Raw genomic sequence first — 17,234 nt, 5'->3', positions numbered from 1 at the left:
CCGTGAATGTTTCTTTACGGGGCGCCTTGACAGGCCCGGCACGCAACACGCAGGATCGCTCCCGTGAACCTGTCAGACAGCCAGACAGGTGGTCGGGCTCCCCGGCGCGTCAGCGCCATGGAAGCGGTCCTCGCCCACCTCCGCGGTGCCATCGAGCGCGGCGAGTACGCCATAGGCGACAAGCTCCCCTCCGAGGCCGAGCTGTGCCGGACCCTCGAGGTGTCCCGGCCCGTGCTCCGCGAGGCGCTGCGCGCGCTGCAGACGATGGGCCTCACGGTCTCCCGGACCGGCAAGGGCACCTTCGTCGTCGCGAGCGCCGTCGAGGACCCCACCTTCGGCGACTACGCGGCCAGCGACCTCCTCGAGGTGCGCCGGCACATCGAGATCCCGGTCGCCGGATACGCCGCGGCACGCCGCACCCCGGAGAACCTGGACCACCTGGCCCACCTGCTCGACCGCATGGAGCGGGAGACCGACACCACGGCCTGGGTCGCGATGGACACCCTCTTCCACCTCGCCGTGGCGGAGGCCGCCCAGAACCCGGTCTTCCGCCGGGTCATCGAGGAGATCCGCGACGCACTGGCGCGTCAGTCGGCCTTCCTCAACGAGCTGGGCGGGCGCCGTGAGCAGTCCAACCGCGAGCACCGGGCCATCGTCGAGGCGCTGATCGACGGTTCCGAGCACGACGCGGTGCAGGCCATGAGCCATCACCTGGACCGCGTCGAGACGACCCTCACCGACATCGTGCGTCCCCAGCGGGCGGACGACCTCCCCACGGAAGGCGGACCCGCGGCGTGAGCGAGCAGCACCTCAAAGACGAGACGCGCCCCTCGTCCGGCCATGTCGACGCCGGAGACGCCGGCTACAGCAAAGGCCTGAAGCACCGGCACGTCAACATGATCGCCATCGGCGGAGCCATCGGCACCGGCCTCTTCCTCGGCGCGGGCGGCCGGCTCGCCGACGCCGGGCCGTCGCTGTTCATCGCGTACGCCGTCTGCGGCGTCTTCGCCTTCCTGGTCGTCCGGGCCCTCGGCGAGCTCGTCCTGTACCGCCCGTCCTCCGGCGCCTTCGTCTCGTACGCCCGGGAGTTCCTGGGGGAGAAGGGCGCGTACACCGCGGGCTGGATGTACTTCCTGAACTGGGCGACCACCGGCATCGCCGACATCACCGCGGTCGCCACCTACACCCACTACTGGGGCATGTTCTCCGACATCCCGCAGTGGGTGATCGCGCTCCTGGCCCTGGCCGTCGTCCTGACGGTGAACCTGATCTCGGTGAAGATCTTCGGTGAACTGGAGTTCTGGTTCGCGATCGTCAAGGTCGGCGCACTCGTGGTCTTCATGTGCATCGGCATCTTCCTGCTGGTCACCCGGCACCCGGTCGACGGCCACCACCCCGGCCCGTCCCTGATCACGGACAACGGCGGCCTCTTCCCGGGCGGCCTGCTGCCGATGCTGCTGATCATCCAGGGCGTCGTCTTCGCCTACGCCTCCGTCGAACTGGTCGGCGTCGCCGCCGGCGAGACCGAGAACCCCGAGAAGATCATGCCGAAGGCGATCAACTCGATCATGTGGCGCGTCGGCCTGTTCTACGTCGGCTCCGTCGTCCTGCTCTCGATGCTGCTGCCCTGGAACAAGTACAGCGCCGGCGAGAGCCCCTTCGTGACCGTCCTGTCGCACATCGGCATCCCGGCGGCCGGTGGCGTGATGAACCTCGTCGTGCTCACCGCCGCCATGTCCTCGCTCAACTCCGGCCTGTACTCCACCGGCCGCATCCTGCGCTCCATGGCGATGAGCGGCTCGGCCCCGAAGTTCACCGCGAGGATGAGCCGCAGCCAGGTCCCGTACGGCGGAATCCTCCTGACCAGCGGTATGTGTGTCCTCGGCGTGGGCCTCAACTACGTCGTCCCCGCCGACGCGTTCGAGATCGTCCTCAACTTCGCGGCGATCGGCATCCTCGCGACCTGGGGCATGATCATGGTCTGTCACGTCCTCTTCTGGCGGAAGACCCGGGAGGGCCGGCTGATCCGGCCCTCCTACCGGCTGCCGGGCTCCCCCTGGACCGAACTCGTGACGCTGGCGTTCCTCGCCTCCGTCCTGGTCCTCATGTACGCCGACGGCGGCGCCGGACGCACCACCGTGCTCTGTCTGCCGCTGATCGTCGCAGCGCTGGTCGCGGGCTGGTACGCCGTCCGCGGCCGGATATCCCGCACGTCCTCCGGCGCCGACGCGTGACCCGCGTACCGGCCGGCCCCGACCCCATGATTCAGGCAGTGATGTACAGCAGTTCCCCCGCCGACGCACCCCTCGTCCGCGAACCCCTCCACGCTCCCGTCGCCCACCTCGTCCGCGGCGGGGTCGTCGAGGGCATCCACTACGGCTCCGTCGTCGTCCTCGGCGCCGACGGCCGGGTGGAGTTCCAGCTCGGCGACATCGAGGCCGCCTTCTACCCGCGGTCGGCCGTCAAGCCCCTGCAGGCCGTGGCCATGCTGCGGGCCGGACTTCCGCTCGACGGCGCGCTGCTGTCGCTGGCCGCCGCGAGCCACTCCGGCGAGGAACGGCACCTGGCCGGCGCCCGGCGCATCCTCGACCTCGCCGGCCTCACCGAGGACGACCTGCGCAACGTGCCCGACATGCCGTACGGCCCCGCCGTCAGGGACGCCTGGATCCGCGAGGGCCGGCAACCGTCCCGGCTCGCCCAGAACTGCTCCGGCAAGCACGCGGCCATGCTGTGGACCGCCAAGCTGAACGGCTGGTCCCTGGACGACTACCTCGATCCGAAGCACCCGCTCCAGCAGGCGATCCAGGAGATCGTCGAGGACCTGACCGGCCAGCGGGTCGCCCGGGTCACCGTCGACGGCTGCGGCGCGCCGCTGTTCTCCCTCTCGCTGCACGGCCTCGCCCGCGGCCTGTCCCGTATCACCACCGCCGCACCGGGCACGCCGGAGGCGCAGGTCGCCGACGCGATGCGCACGCACGCCGAGATGGCCTCCGGCGCCGGGCGGGACGTCGCCGCGCTGATGCGGGCCGTGCCGGGGTTGCTCGCCAAGGACGGCTTCGAGGGCGTGCAGGTCGCCGCCCTTCCTGACGGCCGGGCCATCGCCGTGAAGATCGCCGATGGGGCGAACCGGGCGCGGATCCCGGTCGCGGCGGCGGCGCTCGCTCGTGCGGGCGTCGACCCCGGGCTGCTGACCGAGTTCGCGGGGGAGCCGCTGCTGGGTGGCGGGGAGCCGGTGGGCCGTGTGCGGGCGGTGCGCGCGCTGGACCCTGTCGAGCTTCCTGCCTGCGCGTAGGGACGCGCCGGTTTCACCAGGGGGACCGCGGGCCGTCGCCGGTCCGCCGGCCGTCCGTGGCCGGTCGCGCCCACGCGGCGGCAGCCGCACATCCGCACAGTCCCGCGCTCCTGGCGGGGCGCTCTCACCTCCGTACCTCAGAAAGAGGACCGTTTCCTCATGACCGCCGCCACCACGCGCAGTGAGCACGACCTGCTCGGCGACCGCGACGTACCCGCCGACGCGTACTGGGGCATCCACACCCTGCGCGCCACGGAGAACTTCCCCATCACCGGCACTGCGATCTCCGCCTACCCGCACCTGATCGACGCCCTGGCCGCCGTCAAGGAGGCCGCCGCTCTCGCCAACGAGGAACTCGGCCTGCTCGCGCCGGAGAAGGCCGCCGCGATCGTCGCCGCCTGCCGGGAGATCCGGGCCGGCCGACTGCACGACCAGTTCGTCGTCGACGTCGTCCAGGGCGGCGCCGGCACCTCCACCAACATGAACGCCAACGAGGTCGTGGCGAACCGCGCGCTGGAACTGCTCGGCCACGCCAAGGGCGAGTACGCGCGTGTGCACCCCAACGAGGACGTCAACCTGGGGCAGTCGACCAATGACGTCTACCCGACTGCCGTCAAGGTGGCGACGGTGTTCGCGGTCCATGGACTGCTCAAGGCGATGGCCGTACTGCAGGACGCGTTCGCCCGTAAGGCCGTCGAGTTCCGTGACGTGCTCAAGATGGGCCGTACACAGTTGCAGGACGCGGTGCCGATGACGCTCGGCCAGGAGTTCTCCGCATTCGCCGTCATGATCGAGGAGGACCGCAGCCGTCTTGCCGAGGCCGTCGAGCTGATCCATGAGATCAACCTGGGCGCCACGGCCATCGGTACGGGCCTCAACGCTCCCGCCGGCTACGCCGAGGCCGCCCGCCGGCATCTGTCCGACATCACCGGGCTGCCGCTGGTCACCGCCGCCAACCTGGTCGAGGCCACCCAGGACTGCGGTGCCTTCGTCCAGATGTCCGGCGTGCTCAAGCGGATCGCGGTCAAGCTCTCCAAGAGCTGCAACGACCTGCGGCTGCTGTCCTCGGGTCCACGCGCGGGCCTCGGCGAGATCAACCTGCCCCCGGTGCAGGCCGGCTCGTCCATCATGCCCGGCAAGGTCAACCCGGTGATCCCCGAGGTGGTCAACCAGGTCGCCTTCGAGGTGATCGGCAACGACGTCGCCATCACCATGGCTGCCGAGGCCGGACAGCTCCAGCTCAACGCCTTCGAGCCGATCATCCTGCACTCCCTCTCGGAGTCGATCACGCACCTGCGGAACGCCTGCCTCACCCTCGCCGAGCGCTGCGTCTCCGGCATCACGGCCAACACCGAGCGGCTGCGCGCGACCGTCGAGAACTCCATCGGGCTGGTCACCGCCCTCAACCCGCACATCGGCTACACGGCCGCCACCGACATCGCCAAGGAAGCCCTCGTCACGGGCCGGGGAGTGGCCGAACTGGTTCTGGAGAAGGGCCTGTTGCCGGCCGAGCGGCTCGCCGACCTGCTGCGTCCCGAGATCGTCGCGGGCAGCGGGGCACCCGTCGCCTGACCTGTGGGACACGGCCACGATTACGCTCCGGGAACGGCCGGAGAGAGAATGGTGATCATGACAACGACGTCGTCCCTCACCTTCCTGCCGATCCTGGAGCGCATCGCCGAGGAGATGAGCCGCACGCCGGGACGCGGCCGGCCCGCCGACTACATCCCGGCCCTCGCCGCACGTGATCCCCGCAGTTTCGGCATGGCCGTGGCCGAGCTGGACGGCACGGTGTACGGGGTGGGGGAGTGGCGGCAGCCGTTCTCGACGCAGTCGATCACCAAGGTCTTCACGCTCGCCCTGGACCTGGCCCGCGAGGGCGACGAGCTCTGGGAGCACGTGGGCCGCGAGCCGTCCGGAAACCCGTTCAACTCCCTGGTGCAGCTGGAGTACGAGAACGGCATCCCGCGCAATCCCTTCATCAACGCGGGCGCGCTCGTCGTGACCGACCGCCTCCAGACCCGTACCTCGGACGCGGCCGGAGAACTGCTGGCCTTCCTGCGCGCCGAGAGCGGCAACCCCGCGCTGGACTTCGACAAGGAGGTCGCCGCCTCCGAGACCGCGCACGGCGACCGCAACGCCGCCCTCGCCCACTTCATGGCGTCCTACGGCAACATCGACAACGACATCCCGGTCCTGCTCGACCAGTACTTCCGCCAGTGCTCCATCGCCGCCTCCTGCGCCGACCTCGCCCTCGCCACCGGCTTCCTCGCCCGGCACGGCATCCGCGCCGACGGCTCCCGGCTGCTCAGCCGCAGCCAGGCCAAGCAGGTCAACGCGGTCATGCTGACCTGCGGGACGTACGACGCGGCCGGGGACTTCGCCTACCGGGTGGGCCTGCCCGGCAAGAGCGGGGTCGGTGGCGGGATCATCGCGGTCGTACCGGGCCGGTGCACGCTGTGCGTGTGGAGCCCGGGACTGGACGAACGCGGTAACTCGGTGGCGGGCGTGGCGGCGCTGGACCGCTTCACGACCCTGACCGGGCTGTCGGTGTTCTGAGGTCCGGCCGGAACACACCACACGCCGGTCACACGTCGGCCCTCGCCCGGCAGGGCTGCCGTCGCCTTCCGGCCACCCGGCGTTGACACGCTGACCCAGTGTTGGCCATGGCTTTCCCCGTCGATCTCCGCCGCTGCCAGGTGCTGGGACTGGCCGGTACCGCCTTCCTCGCGCTGGGCGGGGAGACGGCCGGTGCCCTGCCGGTCCAGTACCTGCTGGCCCCCGCCTCGGCACGGGCGGCGCTCGGCCTGGTCGGGGTGTACTTCGGCGTCGTGCTGCTGATAGCGGCCTGGGTGCTGCTCGGCCGCCTGGTGCGCGGACCGCACCCGCCCACCCCGCGCGCCCTGCTCCTCGTGCTGGCCGTCTGGGCCGCCCCGCTGCTGCTCGCACCGCCGCTGTTCAGCCGGGACGTGTACAGCTATCTCGCGCAGGGCGCCATGGTCGACGCCCACATGGACGTCTACGCCCACGGGCCCGCCCAGCTCGGCGGACCCCTCGCGGACGAGGTCGCGCCGATGTGGCAGCACACCGGTGCCCCCTACGGCCCCGCCTTCCTGGCCCTGGCCTCCGTGCTGTCCGGCCTGACCCGTGGCGAGCTGCCCGCGGGCCTGATCGGCATGCGTCTGGTCGCACTGCTGGGGGTGGCCCTGATGGCGGTGGCGCTGCCCCGGCTGGCCCGGCACAGCGGTGCCGACCCGGCCGCCGCGCTGTGGCTCGGCGCCCTCAACCCGCTGGTCCTGCTGCACCTGGTGGCGGGCGCGCACAACGACGCGCTGATGCTCGGCCTGCTCGGGCTCGGCCTGGTCGCCGCGCGAGGCCGGCGGGCCGCCCTCGGCGCCGTCCTCGTCACGCTCGCCGCGCTGGTCAAGGCCCCGGCGGCGCTCGGCCTGCCGGCCGTGGTGGTCCTGCAGGTCCGTTCCGGCCGCCGTCCGTTGCCGGCCGTCCTGACGACGGCCTCCGTCTCCGCCGTGACCACGGTCGCCGCCACCGCCGTGGCCGGCACCGGCTACGGCTGGATCGGCGCGCTCGCCACCCCGGTCTCCCCGCACAACTGGGCCCTGACCAGCCTGCTCGGCCATGCCACGGCCGCCCTGCTGGAACACCTCGGCAGCAGCCTGGCCCCGTTCGCCGTCCCGGCCTGGCACCTGTTCGGCCTCGCGGCCACGGCGGTCGCCGTACTGCTCATCTGGGTCCGGCTGCGCCCACGGCCGGAGTACGCGCTCGGGATGAGCCTGCTGACCGTCGCCGTGTTCGGCCCGGCGATCCGCCCCTGGTACGTGCTGTGGGGCCTGTTCCTCATCGCCGCAGCCGCGCCCGACACCTCGATACGGCACCGGGTGGCGGCCCTCGCGGGCGTGCTGGCCCTGGCCGTGCTGCCCAGCGGCGGCCCGGCCGATCCCGCACAGCTGGTGCTCGCGGTCTCCGGCGGGGTGCTCGGCGTGGTCGTGCTGTGGCAGGCGCACCAGGCGTCCCTCGCCCCGGCGGCGGGACGTACGGCATGATCCGCGTCCTGCGCCCCCGTACCGACCGGGGCCGCCTGCTGCTCGTGCTGGCGCTCGCCGCCGCGGTGACCGTGTTCACGGCGACCGTGCCGCTGCTGCGCGACTTCTTCGACCTGCGGGTCTACTACGGCACCGTGCACACCTGGGTGCACCACGGCGGCCGGATCTACGACTACCGGGTGCCGGGCACCGCGTACGGCTTCACCTACCCGCCGTTCGCCGCGGTCGCCATGCTGCCGCTGGCCCTGCTGGGCCGTACCGCGGCGATCGTGGTCTCCCTGCTGGTGAACACGGCCGCGCTCGCGGTCGTCCTGCGGATCCTGGCCGGGGCCGGCCGGCGGCGGCACGGCTGGTACCGCTGGGCGCTGTGCCTGTGCCTGCTCGCGCTGTTCGAGCCGCTGCGGGACACCTTCAGCTTCGGCCAGGTCAACCTGGTGCTGCTCGCCCTCGTCCTCGGCGATCTATGGCTGCTGGCGAACGGCCGGGGCCGCTGGGCGGGGGCCGGGATCGGACTCGCCGCCGCCGTGAAGCTGACGCCCGCCCTGTTCATCGGCCTGCTGCTGCTCGCCGGGCGCCGACGCGCGGCCGGCGTCGCCACGGCCGTCGCCGCCGCGGCGACCGCGCTGGCCGTCTGGGCGGACCCCGGGGCGTCCCGTTTCTACTGGACCGAGGCGCTGTGGGACACCGGCCGGGTCGGCCGCGTGGGCTATGTGTCGAACCAGTCGCTGCAGGGCGTCCTGGCCCGCCTCGGCGAGGCGGGCCGCCCGCTGTGGGCGACGGCGGTGCTGCTGACCCTGTGCGTCTGGGCGTGGCGCACCCGCCGCGCGGTCGCGGGCGGCGACTGGGCGGCCGCCTTCGCCCTCACCGGTGCCGCGGCCTGCTTGGTCAGCCCGATCACCTGGGTGCACCACCTGGTGTGGCTGCTGCCGTCCTTCGCCGTGCTGCTGCGCGCGGGGCACCTGCGGATCGCGGGGGCCCTGTACGTGGTGCTGTGCACCAGCGTGGTCTGGCTGTGGTTCGACGATGCCTCCGGCGTGGGCGGCTTCCTCGGCAGCAACGCCTACACGTGGATCACCCTGGGGCTGCTGCTCGGCCTGCCCGTGGGTCAGCCGCGCGCGCTCCGGCCGCCCTTGGCCCGCAGGGCCAGCGCCACGGCCCCGGCACCGAGCCCGGACAGCCCGGCGACGACGGCGGTGCCGGCCCAGTCCGAGTCGTCGCCGCCCGTCCGCGAGGCGGTCGCCGCCACCGGCACGGCCGACGGCGCGGGTTTGGCCAGCCCGTCCAGCGAGCCGACCGGGTCCACCTGACCGGCCGCCGCGAAGCCCCAGTCGAGCAGCCGCCGGGCCTCCTCGTACACGGCCAGTCCGCCGCCCTCCTGAGGGTTCATCACGGTGACCACGAGGGTGCGCCCGCCCCGGCGGGCCGCGGCGACGAGGGTGTTGCCCGCATTGCTGGTGTAGCCGTTCTTGATGCCGATCAGCCCGGGGTACGGCGCCACGCCGTCCTCGCCGGACAGCAGCCGGTTGGTGTTCTCGATCGCGTACGAGGACCCGTCACCGGGGAACTGTGCCTCGACGGTGGAGCAGTACCGGGCGAAGTCGGGGTTGCGCAGCCCGGCCCGGCCGAACACCGCCAGGTCGAAGGCCGAGGAGACCTGGCCGGGGGCGTCGTAGCCGTCGGGGGAGACGACCTGGGTGTCCAGGGCGCCGAGCTCGCGGGCCTTCTCCTGCATCCGCCGGGCGGTGGTCCGCCAGCCGCCGTTCAGCGAGGCGAGGACGTGCACGGCGTCGTTGCCCGAGTTCAGGAAGACGCCGCGCCACAGGTCGGCCACCTGGTACGAGTGCCCCTCCTCGACGCCGACCAGGCTGCTGCCCTCGCCCACGTCCGCCAGTTCCTCGTAGCGCACGGTGTGCTGCATGTCGCTGGGCAGCGTCGGCAGCACGGTGAGGGCGAACAGGGTCTTCAGGGTGCTCGCGGGCGGCAGCTTGCGGTGCGCGTGGTTCGCGGCCAGTACCTCGCCGTTGCCGGCGTCGGCGACCAGCCAGGACAGCGCCGAGACCTCCGGCACCTCGGGCACGCCCCGGTGCGGCCTGACCTGGGGGCCGGACCGGTAGAGCAGGGACGGCCCGGGCACCGCCCCCCGGGGCCCCGGCGGTGCCGGGTCCCCCGCGCGAGGCGCGGTGGCGGCAGCAGCCGGGGCGAGCACCAGCACACCCGCCACGCACAGGGAGCAGACCGACGCAGCCGCCCGATAAGAGAATCCGGTGATCATATGTTCAACCTACGAACGGGACGGCTGTCCGCCACGCCGCCCGGGCCGTTCGTGTACCGGGGCAACCCGGATGCCGCAGCCGGTCAGCCGCCGGGCAGGGTGGGCCGTACCTGCCGCAGGAACGCGGCGTTGTCCGGAGTGGCGCGCAGCCGCTCCAGCAGGGTCTCCAGACCGGCCGGTCCGCCGTCCCGGGCGCGAAGGACACGGCGCAGACCGTGGACGGCCGTCAACTCGGCCGGGGACAGGAGCAGTTCCTCGCGCCGGGTGCCGCTGGCGTCGAGGTCCACGGCCGGGAACAGACGGCGGGCGGCGGCCTCACGGTCCAGGCGCAGCTCCATGTTGCCCGTGCTCTTCAGCTCCTCGAAGTAGTAGCCGTCGGCACGGGAGCCGGTGTCCACCAGCGCGGTGGCGAGGATGGTGAGCGAGCCGCCCTCCTCGGCCTGGCGGGCGGCGCCGAAGAAACGCTTGGGGCCGAGCAGCGCGCCCGCGTCGACTCCGCCGCTCAGGGTGCGGCCGCCGGCGGCGGAGGCGTTGTTGTGGGCCCGGCACAGCCGGGTCAGCGAGTCCAGCAGGATCACGACGTCCGTACCGGCCTCGACCAGGCGCTTCGCCCGCTCGACGACGAGTTCGGCGAGGGCGATGTGCTCCTTGGCCGACCGGTCGAAGGTGGAGGCGTACACCTCGCCGCGCACCGAACGGCGCATCTCGGTGACCTCCTCGGGCCGCTCGTCCAGCAGCAGGACCATCAGCCGGCACTCGGGGTGGTTGCCGGCCACGGCGGCGGCGAGCTGCTGCAGCAGCACGGTCTTGCCGCTCTTAGGCGGTGCCACGAGGAGACCGCGCTGGCCCTTGCCGACCGGGGCGAAGAGATCGGTGACGCGCCCGGCCGGTCCGGACGCGGGATGTTCCAGACGCAGCCGCTCGTGCGGGTGGAGCGGGGTGAGGTCGCGGAAGTGACGGCGGGAGGGCAGGTCCGCCGGGGCGCGTCCGTCGACGAGCGCGACCTCGGTCAGGGCACGCTGGGCACCCCTCAGGCCCTCGACGAGGTCGCCCTTGCGCAGGCCGTGGTGCCGGATCAGGGCCGCGGGAACCTGCGGGTCGCCGGGGGAGGGGAGGAGGCCCGGGCCTCGCAGGTACCCCTTCCCGTGCGCGTCGAGGTCGAGGACACCGGTGACGAGCCGGACGGCGGGGGCCTGCCGGCCCACGGGAGGGTGTTCGAGTGTGGTGGTCATGGCGGGAGGTCCTTTCACGGACGGAACCGAGCGAGAAGGAAGGGGGGAGAGGCCGCGAGCGGGAGGCGTGCACACTGCCTCCGGGCGGCGGGAACGGCACCCCGGACACGGCACGGAAGGCCTGGGCACGAGGTGGTGCTGAGCTGAAGCCCGGGCCGGGCGGAATCCTCGGCCGAGGGGCTGGTGAAGAGAGAAGCGGTGCCGGTGCCCGTACGAGGGGGCTCCGCAAGCGCTGTTCGGCACTATACCGGTGCTTCCGAAGCCGTCAACACAGAACGGCCGGCCTGTGTTCCCGTCGCCGCCGGGCTGCCGGACGGTCCGGAGCGCGTCGCCGCGGGCGAAGGCGCCGTCGAGCTGCGCAGGCACTGCGCGCGCAGCGCGAGCACGTCCGGCAATCGCATCAGACGTCCTCAGGTGGTAACGATCCCGGACGACCTGGGACTTGACCCTCAACCGTGGACTATGTTCAGGACATGTCCACGCCACCGCAGCCGCCGCAGCCGGCCGACCAGCCGACTCCGCAGCCCGCCCAGCAGCCGGCCGTCCCGCCGCAGCCGACCGCCTATCCGTACCCGAACCCGCAGTCCCCGCCGCCGGGCGGCTTCTACGCCCAGCCCACGCTGGTCGGCCAGCCAAGCCAGCCGGGCCAGTTGGGACAGCACGGCGGGCCGCAGCCGGGGAACCCCTATGCCCAGGCACCCCAGTACGGTCCCGCGGTGCCCGTCCCGCCGCCCACCGGTGGCGGCGGGGCCGGCAAGGCGGTGCTGTGGGCCGCGGTCGGCGCGGTCGTCGCCTCCGCCGCCTGGGCGGGCGGCGTCTTCCTCGTCGGCGGCAAGGGTGACAGCGCGGACCTGCGCGGCTACGCGGCGCCCTCCAACATGTGCTCCGGCGCCGACTACTCCTCCTTCAAGGACGAGTATCCCGGAGACGACTCCTCGCCCACCAAGAACTCCCTCAAGGACAAGGCACTGGACGAGAGTTACTGCAGCCTGGGCCTGAAGAAGTCCGGCTCCTCGTACGCCGACGCCTACCTGTCCATGCAACTGGACCTGCACAAGAGGACCGACCCGGGCCCCGAGTTCACCGCCACCTGGAAGAACTACGGCGACAGTCACACCGGTTACGACGTCGCGCCGGTCGGCGGCATCGGCGACGAGGCCTACCTCGTCAGCCAGGACACCACCAGCGGCTCCTCCAGCAGCGGTTCCCGCTACGCCACGCTCGCCGTCCGCGACGGCTGGGTGACGTACACGATGAGTTACAGCGTCTACCTGTCCTCGTACGACCAGGACAAGAACCCTCCCGCGCTGAGCGATGTGGAGGAGTGGCTGAAGAAGGACGCCAAGGCCACGCTGGGGCAGTTGAAGGGCTGAGCCCCGCATCCTCGGCGCACGGGCTCACGCCGAGCGTGCCTCGGCCTCCTTCGCGATCTGCTCGAACCGGGCGCCCATCGCCTCCGCCAGGGCGTGGGCGCCCGACAGCGGACGGACCATGACCATGAAGTCGTCGATGAGGCCGTCCTCGTTCACGTGCAGGAAGTCGCAGCCGGTCAGCTCGCGGTCGCCCACCCGTGCCGTGAAGACCAGCGCGTGCTCCTTCCCGGCCGGGTCGCCGATCTCCCGGACGTAGCGGAAGTCCTCGAACACCTCGGACACCGCGCGCAGGATCGCCGCGGTGATCGCCTTGCCCGGATACGGCTTGAAGACGACCGGGCTGGTGAAGACCACGTCCTCGGCCAGCAGCGCCTCGGCGGCGTTCATGTCCCCGGCCTCGACCGCCTCGCGGAACGCTTGCATCGGATCACCCCGCATAGTCAATTAATTGAATAGGTGCGGGTGAGAGTAGTCAACGGCTGCTAGCGTGTCCACATGTCGCTCAAGTACGCCGTTCTCGCCGCTCTGCTGGAGGGCGAGGCCTCGGGCTACGAGCTGTCGAAGGGTTTCGACGTCTCGCTCGCGAACTTCTGGCCCGCCACCCCGCAGCAGCTCTACCGGGAGCTGGAGCGCCTGGCACAGGACGGGCTGGTCCGGGCCCGGACGGTGGAGCAGGAGCGGCGGCCGAACAAGCGGATGTTCACGCTCACCGAGGCGGGCCGGGCCGAACTCGGCGCGTTCGCCGCCGAGCCGCCGAAACGGCCGACCGCGATCCGCGACGAACTCCTCATCAAGGTCCAGGCGATGGACGGCGGCGACCCGGAGACCACCCGGGCGCTGATCGAGGAGCGCAGGGGCTGGGCGCGCGGCAAACTCGACCGCTACCGCCGGGTGCGCGAGCGACTCCTCGACGGCCGTACCGAGGACGAGTACCTGCGCACCGCCGACCGGGTCGGGCCGTACCTCACCCTCATGGCCGGGATCGCCTTCGAGGAGGAGAACCTGCGGTGGTGCGAACGGGTCCTCGCGGTGCTCGCCGAGCGCGTGGCCCTGGGCTGACGGCATGTTCGGTCCCGGTGGTCCCAGCCTGCGTGAGCTCGCCGTGCAGGCGCTGTCGTCCGTCGAGCACGGGTACGACCTGCTCGCCCCGAAGTTCGACCGCACCCCGTTCCGCACGTCCGACGCGGTGCTGGAGTCCGTGGCCGAGGCGCTCGCCCCGCTCGGTCCCTTCGAGGACGGCCTGGACCTGTGCTGCGGCACCGGCGCCGGGGTGGAGACGCTGGCGGGGCTGTGCCGCCGCAGCGTCACGGGGGTCGACTTCAGCGCGGGCATGCTCGAGGTCGCCCGGCGCCGGGTCCGCCCCGCCGGTGGGCCCGAGGTCGCCTGGGTGCGCGGCGACGCCCGGGCCCTGCCGTTCCCGGCCGCCTTCGATCTGGTGGTCTCCTTCGGGGCGTTCGGCCACTTCCTGCCCCGGGAACTGCCCGGACTCTTCACCCAGGTCCACTCGGTCCTGCGGCCCGGGGGCCGTTTCGCCTTCCCGGTGCTCGCGCCGCCCCGCCCGGCACAGTCCGCCTTCTGGGCGCTGCTCGGCTTCGACGCGGCGATGCGGGTGCGCAACGCGCTCTGGCGCCCGCCGTTCGTGATGTACTACCGAGCCTTCCGACTGGGCGATGTCACCGTCGAGTTGGCGCGTGCCGGCTTCACCGTCGAGCTGACCGCGCTGCCCGAGTTCGGGTGGCGCGACGACGGCAGCCCCCGGGCCCGGCTGGTGGTCGCCCGGCGGCTCACCCCGCCGACGGCAGCGTGAACTCGTAGACCAGCGCGTCCCGTTCGGCGTTCACCACCAGATCGGTGATCTCCAGCGGGCGGGCGAACTGGTCGTGCACCCGCCGGGTCACCCGGACCGACGAGGCGTCGCCGACCTGGGTGATGGCGTCCCGGTGGTGCAGGGTCAGTCCGGCCTTGCGCATCCAGTCGTAGGCCCGCCGCAGCTGCGCCGGGGTGGCCCCGTCGGCCCGGTCGCGGTACCGGGCCAGCTCCGCGACCTCGGTCAGCGCCACCGCCGAGAACGACGTCACCGCCGTCCGCAGCGACCGGCCGTCCGGCGTGGCCGACCGGTAGCGGTGCACCAGCGTCGGCCGGTCCGCGGCGAGGCCCAGCGCTCGCGCGTGCTCCGGCGGCGGCGCCTCCCAGGTCACCGTCGCCCGGTCGAGCGTGCCCGGATCCTCCGACCGGACGCCCACCGGGAAGGCCAGCGATCCCGGTGTCTCGACCGGTCGGCCGGACAGCGTCGCATGGCTGCCACGCCGGTCGGTGGCGACCATACCGCCTCGGCGCAGCACCTCCAACGCCTGCCGGACGGTCTCCCGGCTGACCCCGAAGTACGCGGCCAGGTGCCGCTCACCGGGCAGCCGTTCACCCGGCGGTATGGTGCCGTCGCGCAGTTCGTCGAGCAGCAGCGCCGCGACCCGCCCGTACAGGGGCCGGTCGTCGCTCTCGGGGGGATCGTGCGGGGTGGTGCGGGCCATGCCGCGCCCTCCTGTTGGTCACAAGACGTAGCCGTGCGGGCTCATTGCGCGACCACACTTAGCATTGGTCTAAACCACAAGGGAAGAGCGGCCCGCCCGTTTCGGCCGAAACCCATCCGCGCGGCGAGGGCGCCGTCGCGCGCGGCACGGGTGGGGGGAAGAGGATCACAGGGCGCTGTAGAGCGCGTCGATCAGCGCCATCTTCCGGGGGTCGTCGGCGATGCGCGGTCCCATCCGGTTCATCACGTAGCCCAGCGAGACCCCGGCCTCCGGGTCGGCCAGCCCGCACGATCCGCCGAACCCGTCATGACCGAAAGCCCGCGGGTTCGGGCCGTACGACCCTCGCGGGCCGCTGAGCCACAGACCGAGCCCGATCTCGGTCTCTCCCTCCAGTCCCGCGCCCAGCACCAGGTCACGGCAGGGCCCCTGACCCTCGCGCACCCGCTCCGCCGCCTCCGGGGAGAGGATCCGCCGGCCGCCGTGGGAGCCGCGCCCGGCGAAGACGCCGTAGAGGGCCGCGACCGCCCGGGCGGTGCCGTGCCCGTTCGCCGCGGGGATCTCCGCCGCCCGCCACCGAGCGGTGTTCGCCTCGGCCGCGCCGACCGGGGGATTGGCCAGCGCCGCCAGGGCGACCGGTGGCAACTGACCGAAAGCTGCGGCCCGTTCGGAGCTCGCCACCGCCGGCGCGTGCACCAGCTCGGCCGCCCGCCCGGCCTCCTTCGCGGGCAGGCCGACGGTGAAGTCGATCCCGAGCGGTCCGGTCACCTCACGCTCCAGGAAGGCGCCGGGCCGCAGCCCCGAGACGCGCCGCACGACCTCACCGACCAGGAAGCCGTACGTCAGTGCGTGGTACCCGGACCGGGTGCCCGGCTCCCACCAGGGCTCCATGGCCGCGAGGCGCGCGGTGGTCAGCTCCCAGTCGTACAGCGCGTCCAGCGCGTGCGGCTCGCGCAGGCCCGCCAGCCCGGCCCGGTGCGACAGCAGATGGCGCACGAGCACCTTCTCCTTGCCCGCCGCCGCGAATTCCGGCCAGTACCCGGCCACCGGTGCGTCGAGGTCGAGCAGGCCGCGGTCGGCGAGGAGGTGCGCGCACAGCGCCACCGGCCCCTTGGTGGTCGACCAGACGTTCACCGGCGTGTCCCGCTCCCAGGGGCGGGTGCGGGCCGCGTCCGCCCAACCGCCCCACAGGTCCACCACGGTGACACCGTCGACGGTGACCGCCACCGCGGCGCCGAGTTCGCCCCGCGTCCGGACGTTCTCCTCGAACGCCTCCCGCACCGCCGCGAAGCGTGCGTCGCAATGGCCGTGGATCCGGGGCCGCCGGGTCTCCGACGGGTTCTGCGCGGTCATGGGGCCTCCCTCGTCGCCGGGAAACCCGGGACGCGACGCCGCGGCCCGGGCACCCCGAACGTACCGACTGGTCGGACTGGAGGGAAGGGGCGGTGCGCGGCTCGGGCCTCTCAGGCGTAGGAGCCCAGCCAGCGCACCTTCTGCGCCTCGTGGAAGGGGCCGCCGCCCTCGTGGTCGTTGAAGTCGTACACCTCGATCGCCTTGTCGTCGTGCGCCCAGGCGTTGAACGCCGCGAACACGGTCGACGGCGGGCAGGTCTCGTCCTCCAGGGCCGCCGAGAACAGGGCCGGGGCCCGGCCGCGCGCGGCGAAGTGGACAGCGTCGAAGTAGGACAGCGTGCGCCGGACCTGCGCCGCCCGGCCCCGGTGCGTCTTGAGGAACAGTCCTATCTCGCGGTAGGGGTGACGGTCCGTCAGAGTCGTCGCGCGCGGGAAGTCGCACAGGAACGGCACGTCCGGGGCGACCGCGACCAGGTCCGGGACCAGACCGCCGACGGCCAGGGTGATGCCGCCGCCCTGGCTCGCGCCGAGCGCCACCGTGCGCGTCGCGTCGGCCAGCGGGTGCGAGCGGGCCGCCTCGACCGCGCGCACGGCGTCCGTGTACACACGGCGGTAGTAGTAGTTCTCGGGCGCGTCGATGCCCCGCGTCATGAACCCGGGGTACGCGGGCGCGGCCCCCACCGGGTCCGCCGTGGCGCCTCCGCCGCCCCAGGCGCTGCCCTGTCCGCGGGTGTCCATCGTGAAGTGCGCCCGGCCGGTGGAGGCCCACAGCAGGTTCTCGTGCGCGAGCCCGCGCCCGCCGCCGTACCCGATGAACTCCACGACCAGCGGCAGCGGTCCGGTGGCGCCGGCGGGCAGCCGCAGCCAGCCCTTGACGGGATGACCGCCGAACCCGGCGAACGTCACGTCGTACACGTCCACCGTGGACAGCCCGGTCTCCACCGGCTCGAACCGGGCGTCCAGAGCGTGCTCGCGCGCCTGCCGCAGAGTCTTGTCCCAGAAGGCGTCGAAGTCCTCGGGCTCGGTGGACTCGCTGCGGTGGGTGCGGAGTTCGTCGAGAGGAAGGTCGAACAGGGCCATCTGCAACCGCCTTGAAGGAGGGAGCCTGCGTCGGCTCACCGTACGTG

Annotated in this window: 15 protein-coding genes and 1 pseudogene; 10 read left to right on the top strand and 6 right to left on the bottom strand. The window is 72.7% G+C overall.

Annotated features, from left to right (window positions below; all coding sequences use genetic code 11):
* Positions 1-63 precede the first annotated feature (63 nt).
* The 7 genes and pseudogenes from ACIHEJ_RS04865 to ACIHEJ_RS04835 form a co-directional block, all read left to right on the top strand.
* A complete protein-coding gene (locus ACIHEJ_RS04865; protein ID WP_400132206.1) occupies positions 64-798 on the top strand; it encodes a FadR/GntR family transcriptional regulator in 735 nt (244 codons plus the stop codon).
* Positions 795-2,234: an amino acid permease gene (locus tag ACIHEJ_RS04860; protein WP_400132205.1), complete on the top strand. Its 1,440-nt coding sequence runs from the start codon at positions 795-797 to the stop codon at positions 2,232-2,234. The genes ACIHEJ_RS04865 and ACIHEJ_RS04860 overlap by 4 nt, the downstream gene beginning before the upstream one ends.
* Before the next feature lie 41 nt (positions 2,235-2,275).
* Positions 2,276-3,292, top strand: coding sequence for an asparaginase (locus ACIHEJ_RS04855; protein WP_400132204.1), 1,017 nt, complete (start codon positions 2,276-2,278; stop codon positions 3,290-3,292).
* Positions 3,293-3,451: 159 nt separating this feature from the next.
* Complete coding sequence (gene aspA, locus ACIHEJ_RS04850) at positions 3,452-4,864, top strand: aspartate ammonia-lyase (protein ID WP_400132203.1); 1,413 nt, start codon at positions 3,452-3,454, stop codon at positions 4,862-4,864.
* 48 nt (positions 4,865-4,912) lie between these two features.
* Positions 4,913-5,851 (top strand): glutaminase, encoded by a 939-nt coding sequence (locus ACIHEJ_RS04845; RefSeq protein WP_400132202.1) that lies wholly within the window; start codon positions 4,913-4,915, stop codon positions 5,849-5,851.
* A 107-nt stretch (positions 5,852-5,958) separates the two neighbouring features.
* A complete protein-coding gene (mptB, locus tag ACIHEJ_RS04840; RefSeq protein ID WP_400132201.1) occupies positions 5,959-7,353 on the top strand; it encodes a polyprenol phosphomannose-dependent alpha 1,6 mannosyltransferase MptB in 1,395 nt (464 codons plus the stop codon).
* A pseudogene (locus ACIHEJ_RS04835) lies at positions 7,350-8,234 on the top strand (glycosyltransferase family 87 protein); the annotation flags it as partial. The gene mptB and the pseudogene ACIHEJ_RS04835, both read left to right, overlap by 4 nt.
* A 224-nt stretch (positions 8,235-8,458) precedes the next feature.
* On the opposite strand, the gene ACIHEJ_RS04830 reads toward ACIHEJ_RS04835, so the two are convergent.
* Positions 8,459-9,625 carry a D-alanyl-D-alanine carboxypeptidase family protein gene (locus tag ACIHEJ_RS04830; protein ID WP_400132200.1) on the bottom strand — a complete coding sequence of 389 codons (1,167 nt, stop codon included), beginning with the start codon at positions 9,623-9,625 and terminating at the stop codon, positions 8,459-8,461.
* An 83-nt stretch (positions 9,626-9,708) separates the two neighbouring features.
* Positions 9,709-10,857, bottom strand: a complete 1,149-nt coding sequence (rho, locus tag ACIHEJ_RS04825; protein WP_400132199.1) for a transcription termination factor Rho — start codon at positions 10,855-10,857, stop codon at positions 9,709-9,711.
* Between the two features lie 473 nt (positions 10,858-11,330).
* Between rho and ACIHEJ_RS04820 the strand changes: the two genes are divergently transcribed.
* A complete protein-coding gene (locus tag ACIHEJ_RS04820; protein WP_400132198.1) occupies positions 11,331-12,230 on the top strand; it encodes a hypothetical protein in 900 nt (299 codons plus the stop codon).
* Between the two features lie 24 nt (positions 12,231-12,254).
* On the opposite strand, the gene ACIHEJ_RS04815 is transcribed toward ACIHEJ_RS04820, so the two are convergent.
* Positions 12,255-12,653 (bottom strand): nuclear transport factor 2 family protein, encoded by a 399-nt coding sequence (locus ACIHEJ_RS04815; RefSeq protein WP_400132197.1) that lies wholly within the window; start codon positions 12,651-12,653, stop codon positions 12,255-12,257.
* Between the two features lie 72 nt (positions 12,654-12,725).
* On the opposite strand from ACIHEJ_RS04815, the gene ACIHEJ_RS04810 reads away from it, so the two are divergent.
* Both ACIHEJ_RS04810 and ACIHEJ_RS04805 read left to right on the top strand, forming a co-directional pair.
* Entirely contained in the window at positions 12,726-13,289 is a 564-nt protein-coding gene (locus tag ACIHEJ_RS04810; protein WP_400132196.1) for a PadR family transcriptional regulator, read from the top strand.
* A 4-nt stretch (positions 13,290-13,293) separates the two neighbouring features.
* Positions 13,294-14,037 carry a methyltransferase domain-containing protein gene (locus tag ACIHEJ_RS04805; RefSeq protein ID WP_400132195.1) on the top strand — a complete coding sequence of 248 codons (744 nt, stop codon included), beginning with the start codon at positions 13,294-13,296 and terminating at the stop codon, positions 14,035-14,037.
* On the opposite strand, the gene ACIHEJ_RS04800 is transcribed toward ACIHEJ_RS04805, so the two are convergent.
* From ACIHEJ_RS04800 to ACIHEJ_RS04790, 3 genes are all read right to left on the bottom strand, one after another.
* A complete protein-coding gene (locus ACIHEJ_RS04800) occupies positions 14,015-14,758 on the bottom strand; it encodes a GntR family transcriptional regulator (RefSeq protein ID WP_400132194.1) in 744 nt (247 codons plus the stop codon). The two genes, ACIHEJ_RS04805 and ACIHEJ_RS04800, sit on opposite strands and share 23 nt — an antisense overlap.
* Before the next feature lie 165 nt (positions 14,759-14,923).
* Complete coding sequence (locus ACIHEJ_RS04795) at positions 14,924-16,108, bottom strand: serine hydrolase domain-containing protein (RefSeq protein ID WP_400132193.1); 1,185 nt, start codon at positions 16,106-16,108, stop codon at positions 14,924-14,926.
* 110 nt (positions 16,109-16,218) lie between these two features.
* Positions 16,219-17,187 (bottom strand): acetylxylan esterase, encoded by a 969-nt coding sequence (locus tag ACIHEJ_RS04790; RefSeq protein ID WP_400132192.1) that lies wholly within the window; start codon positions 17,185-17,187, stop codon positions 16,219-16,221.
* Between the last annotated feature and the right edge of the window lie 47 nt (positions 17,188-17,234).

This window comes from Streptomyces sp. NPDC052301, from assembly GCF_044593395.1.
GTDB lineage: Bacteria > Actinomycetota > Actinomycetes > Streptomycetales > Streptomycetaceae > Streptomyces.
The sequence above is the reverse complement of the archived record's forward strand: the minus strand, read 5'-3'. Positions and strand labels throughout refer to the sequence as shown.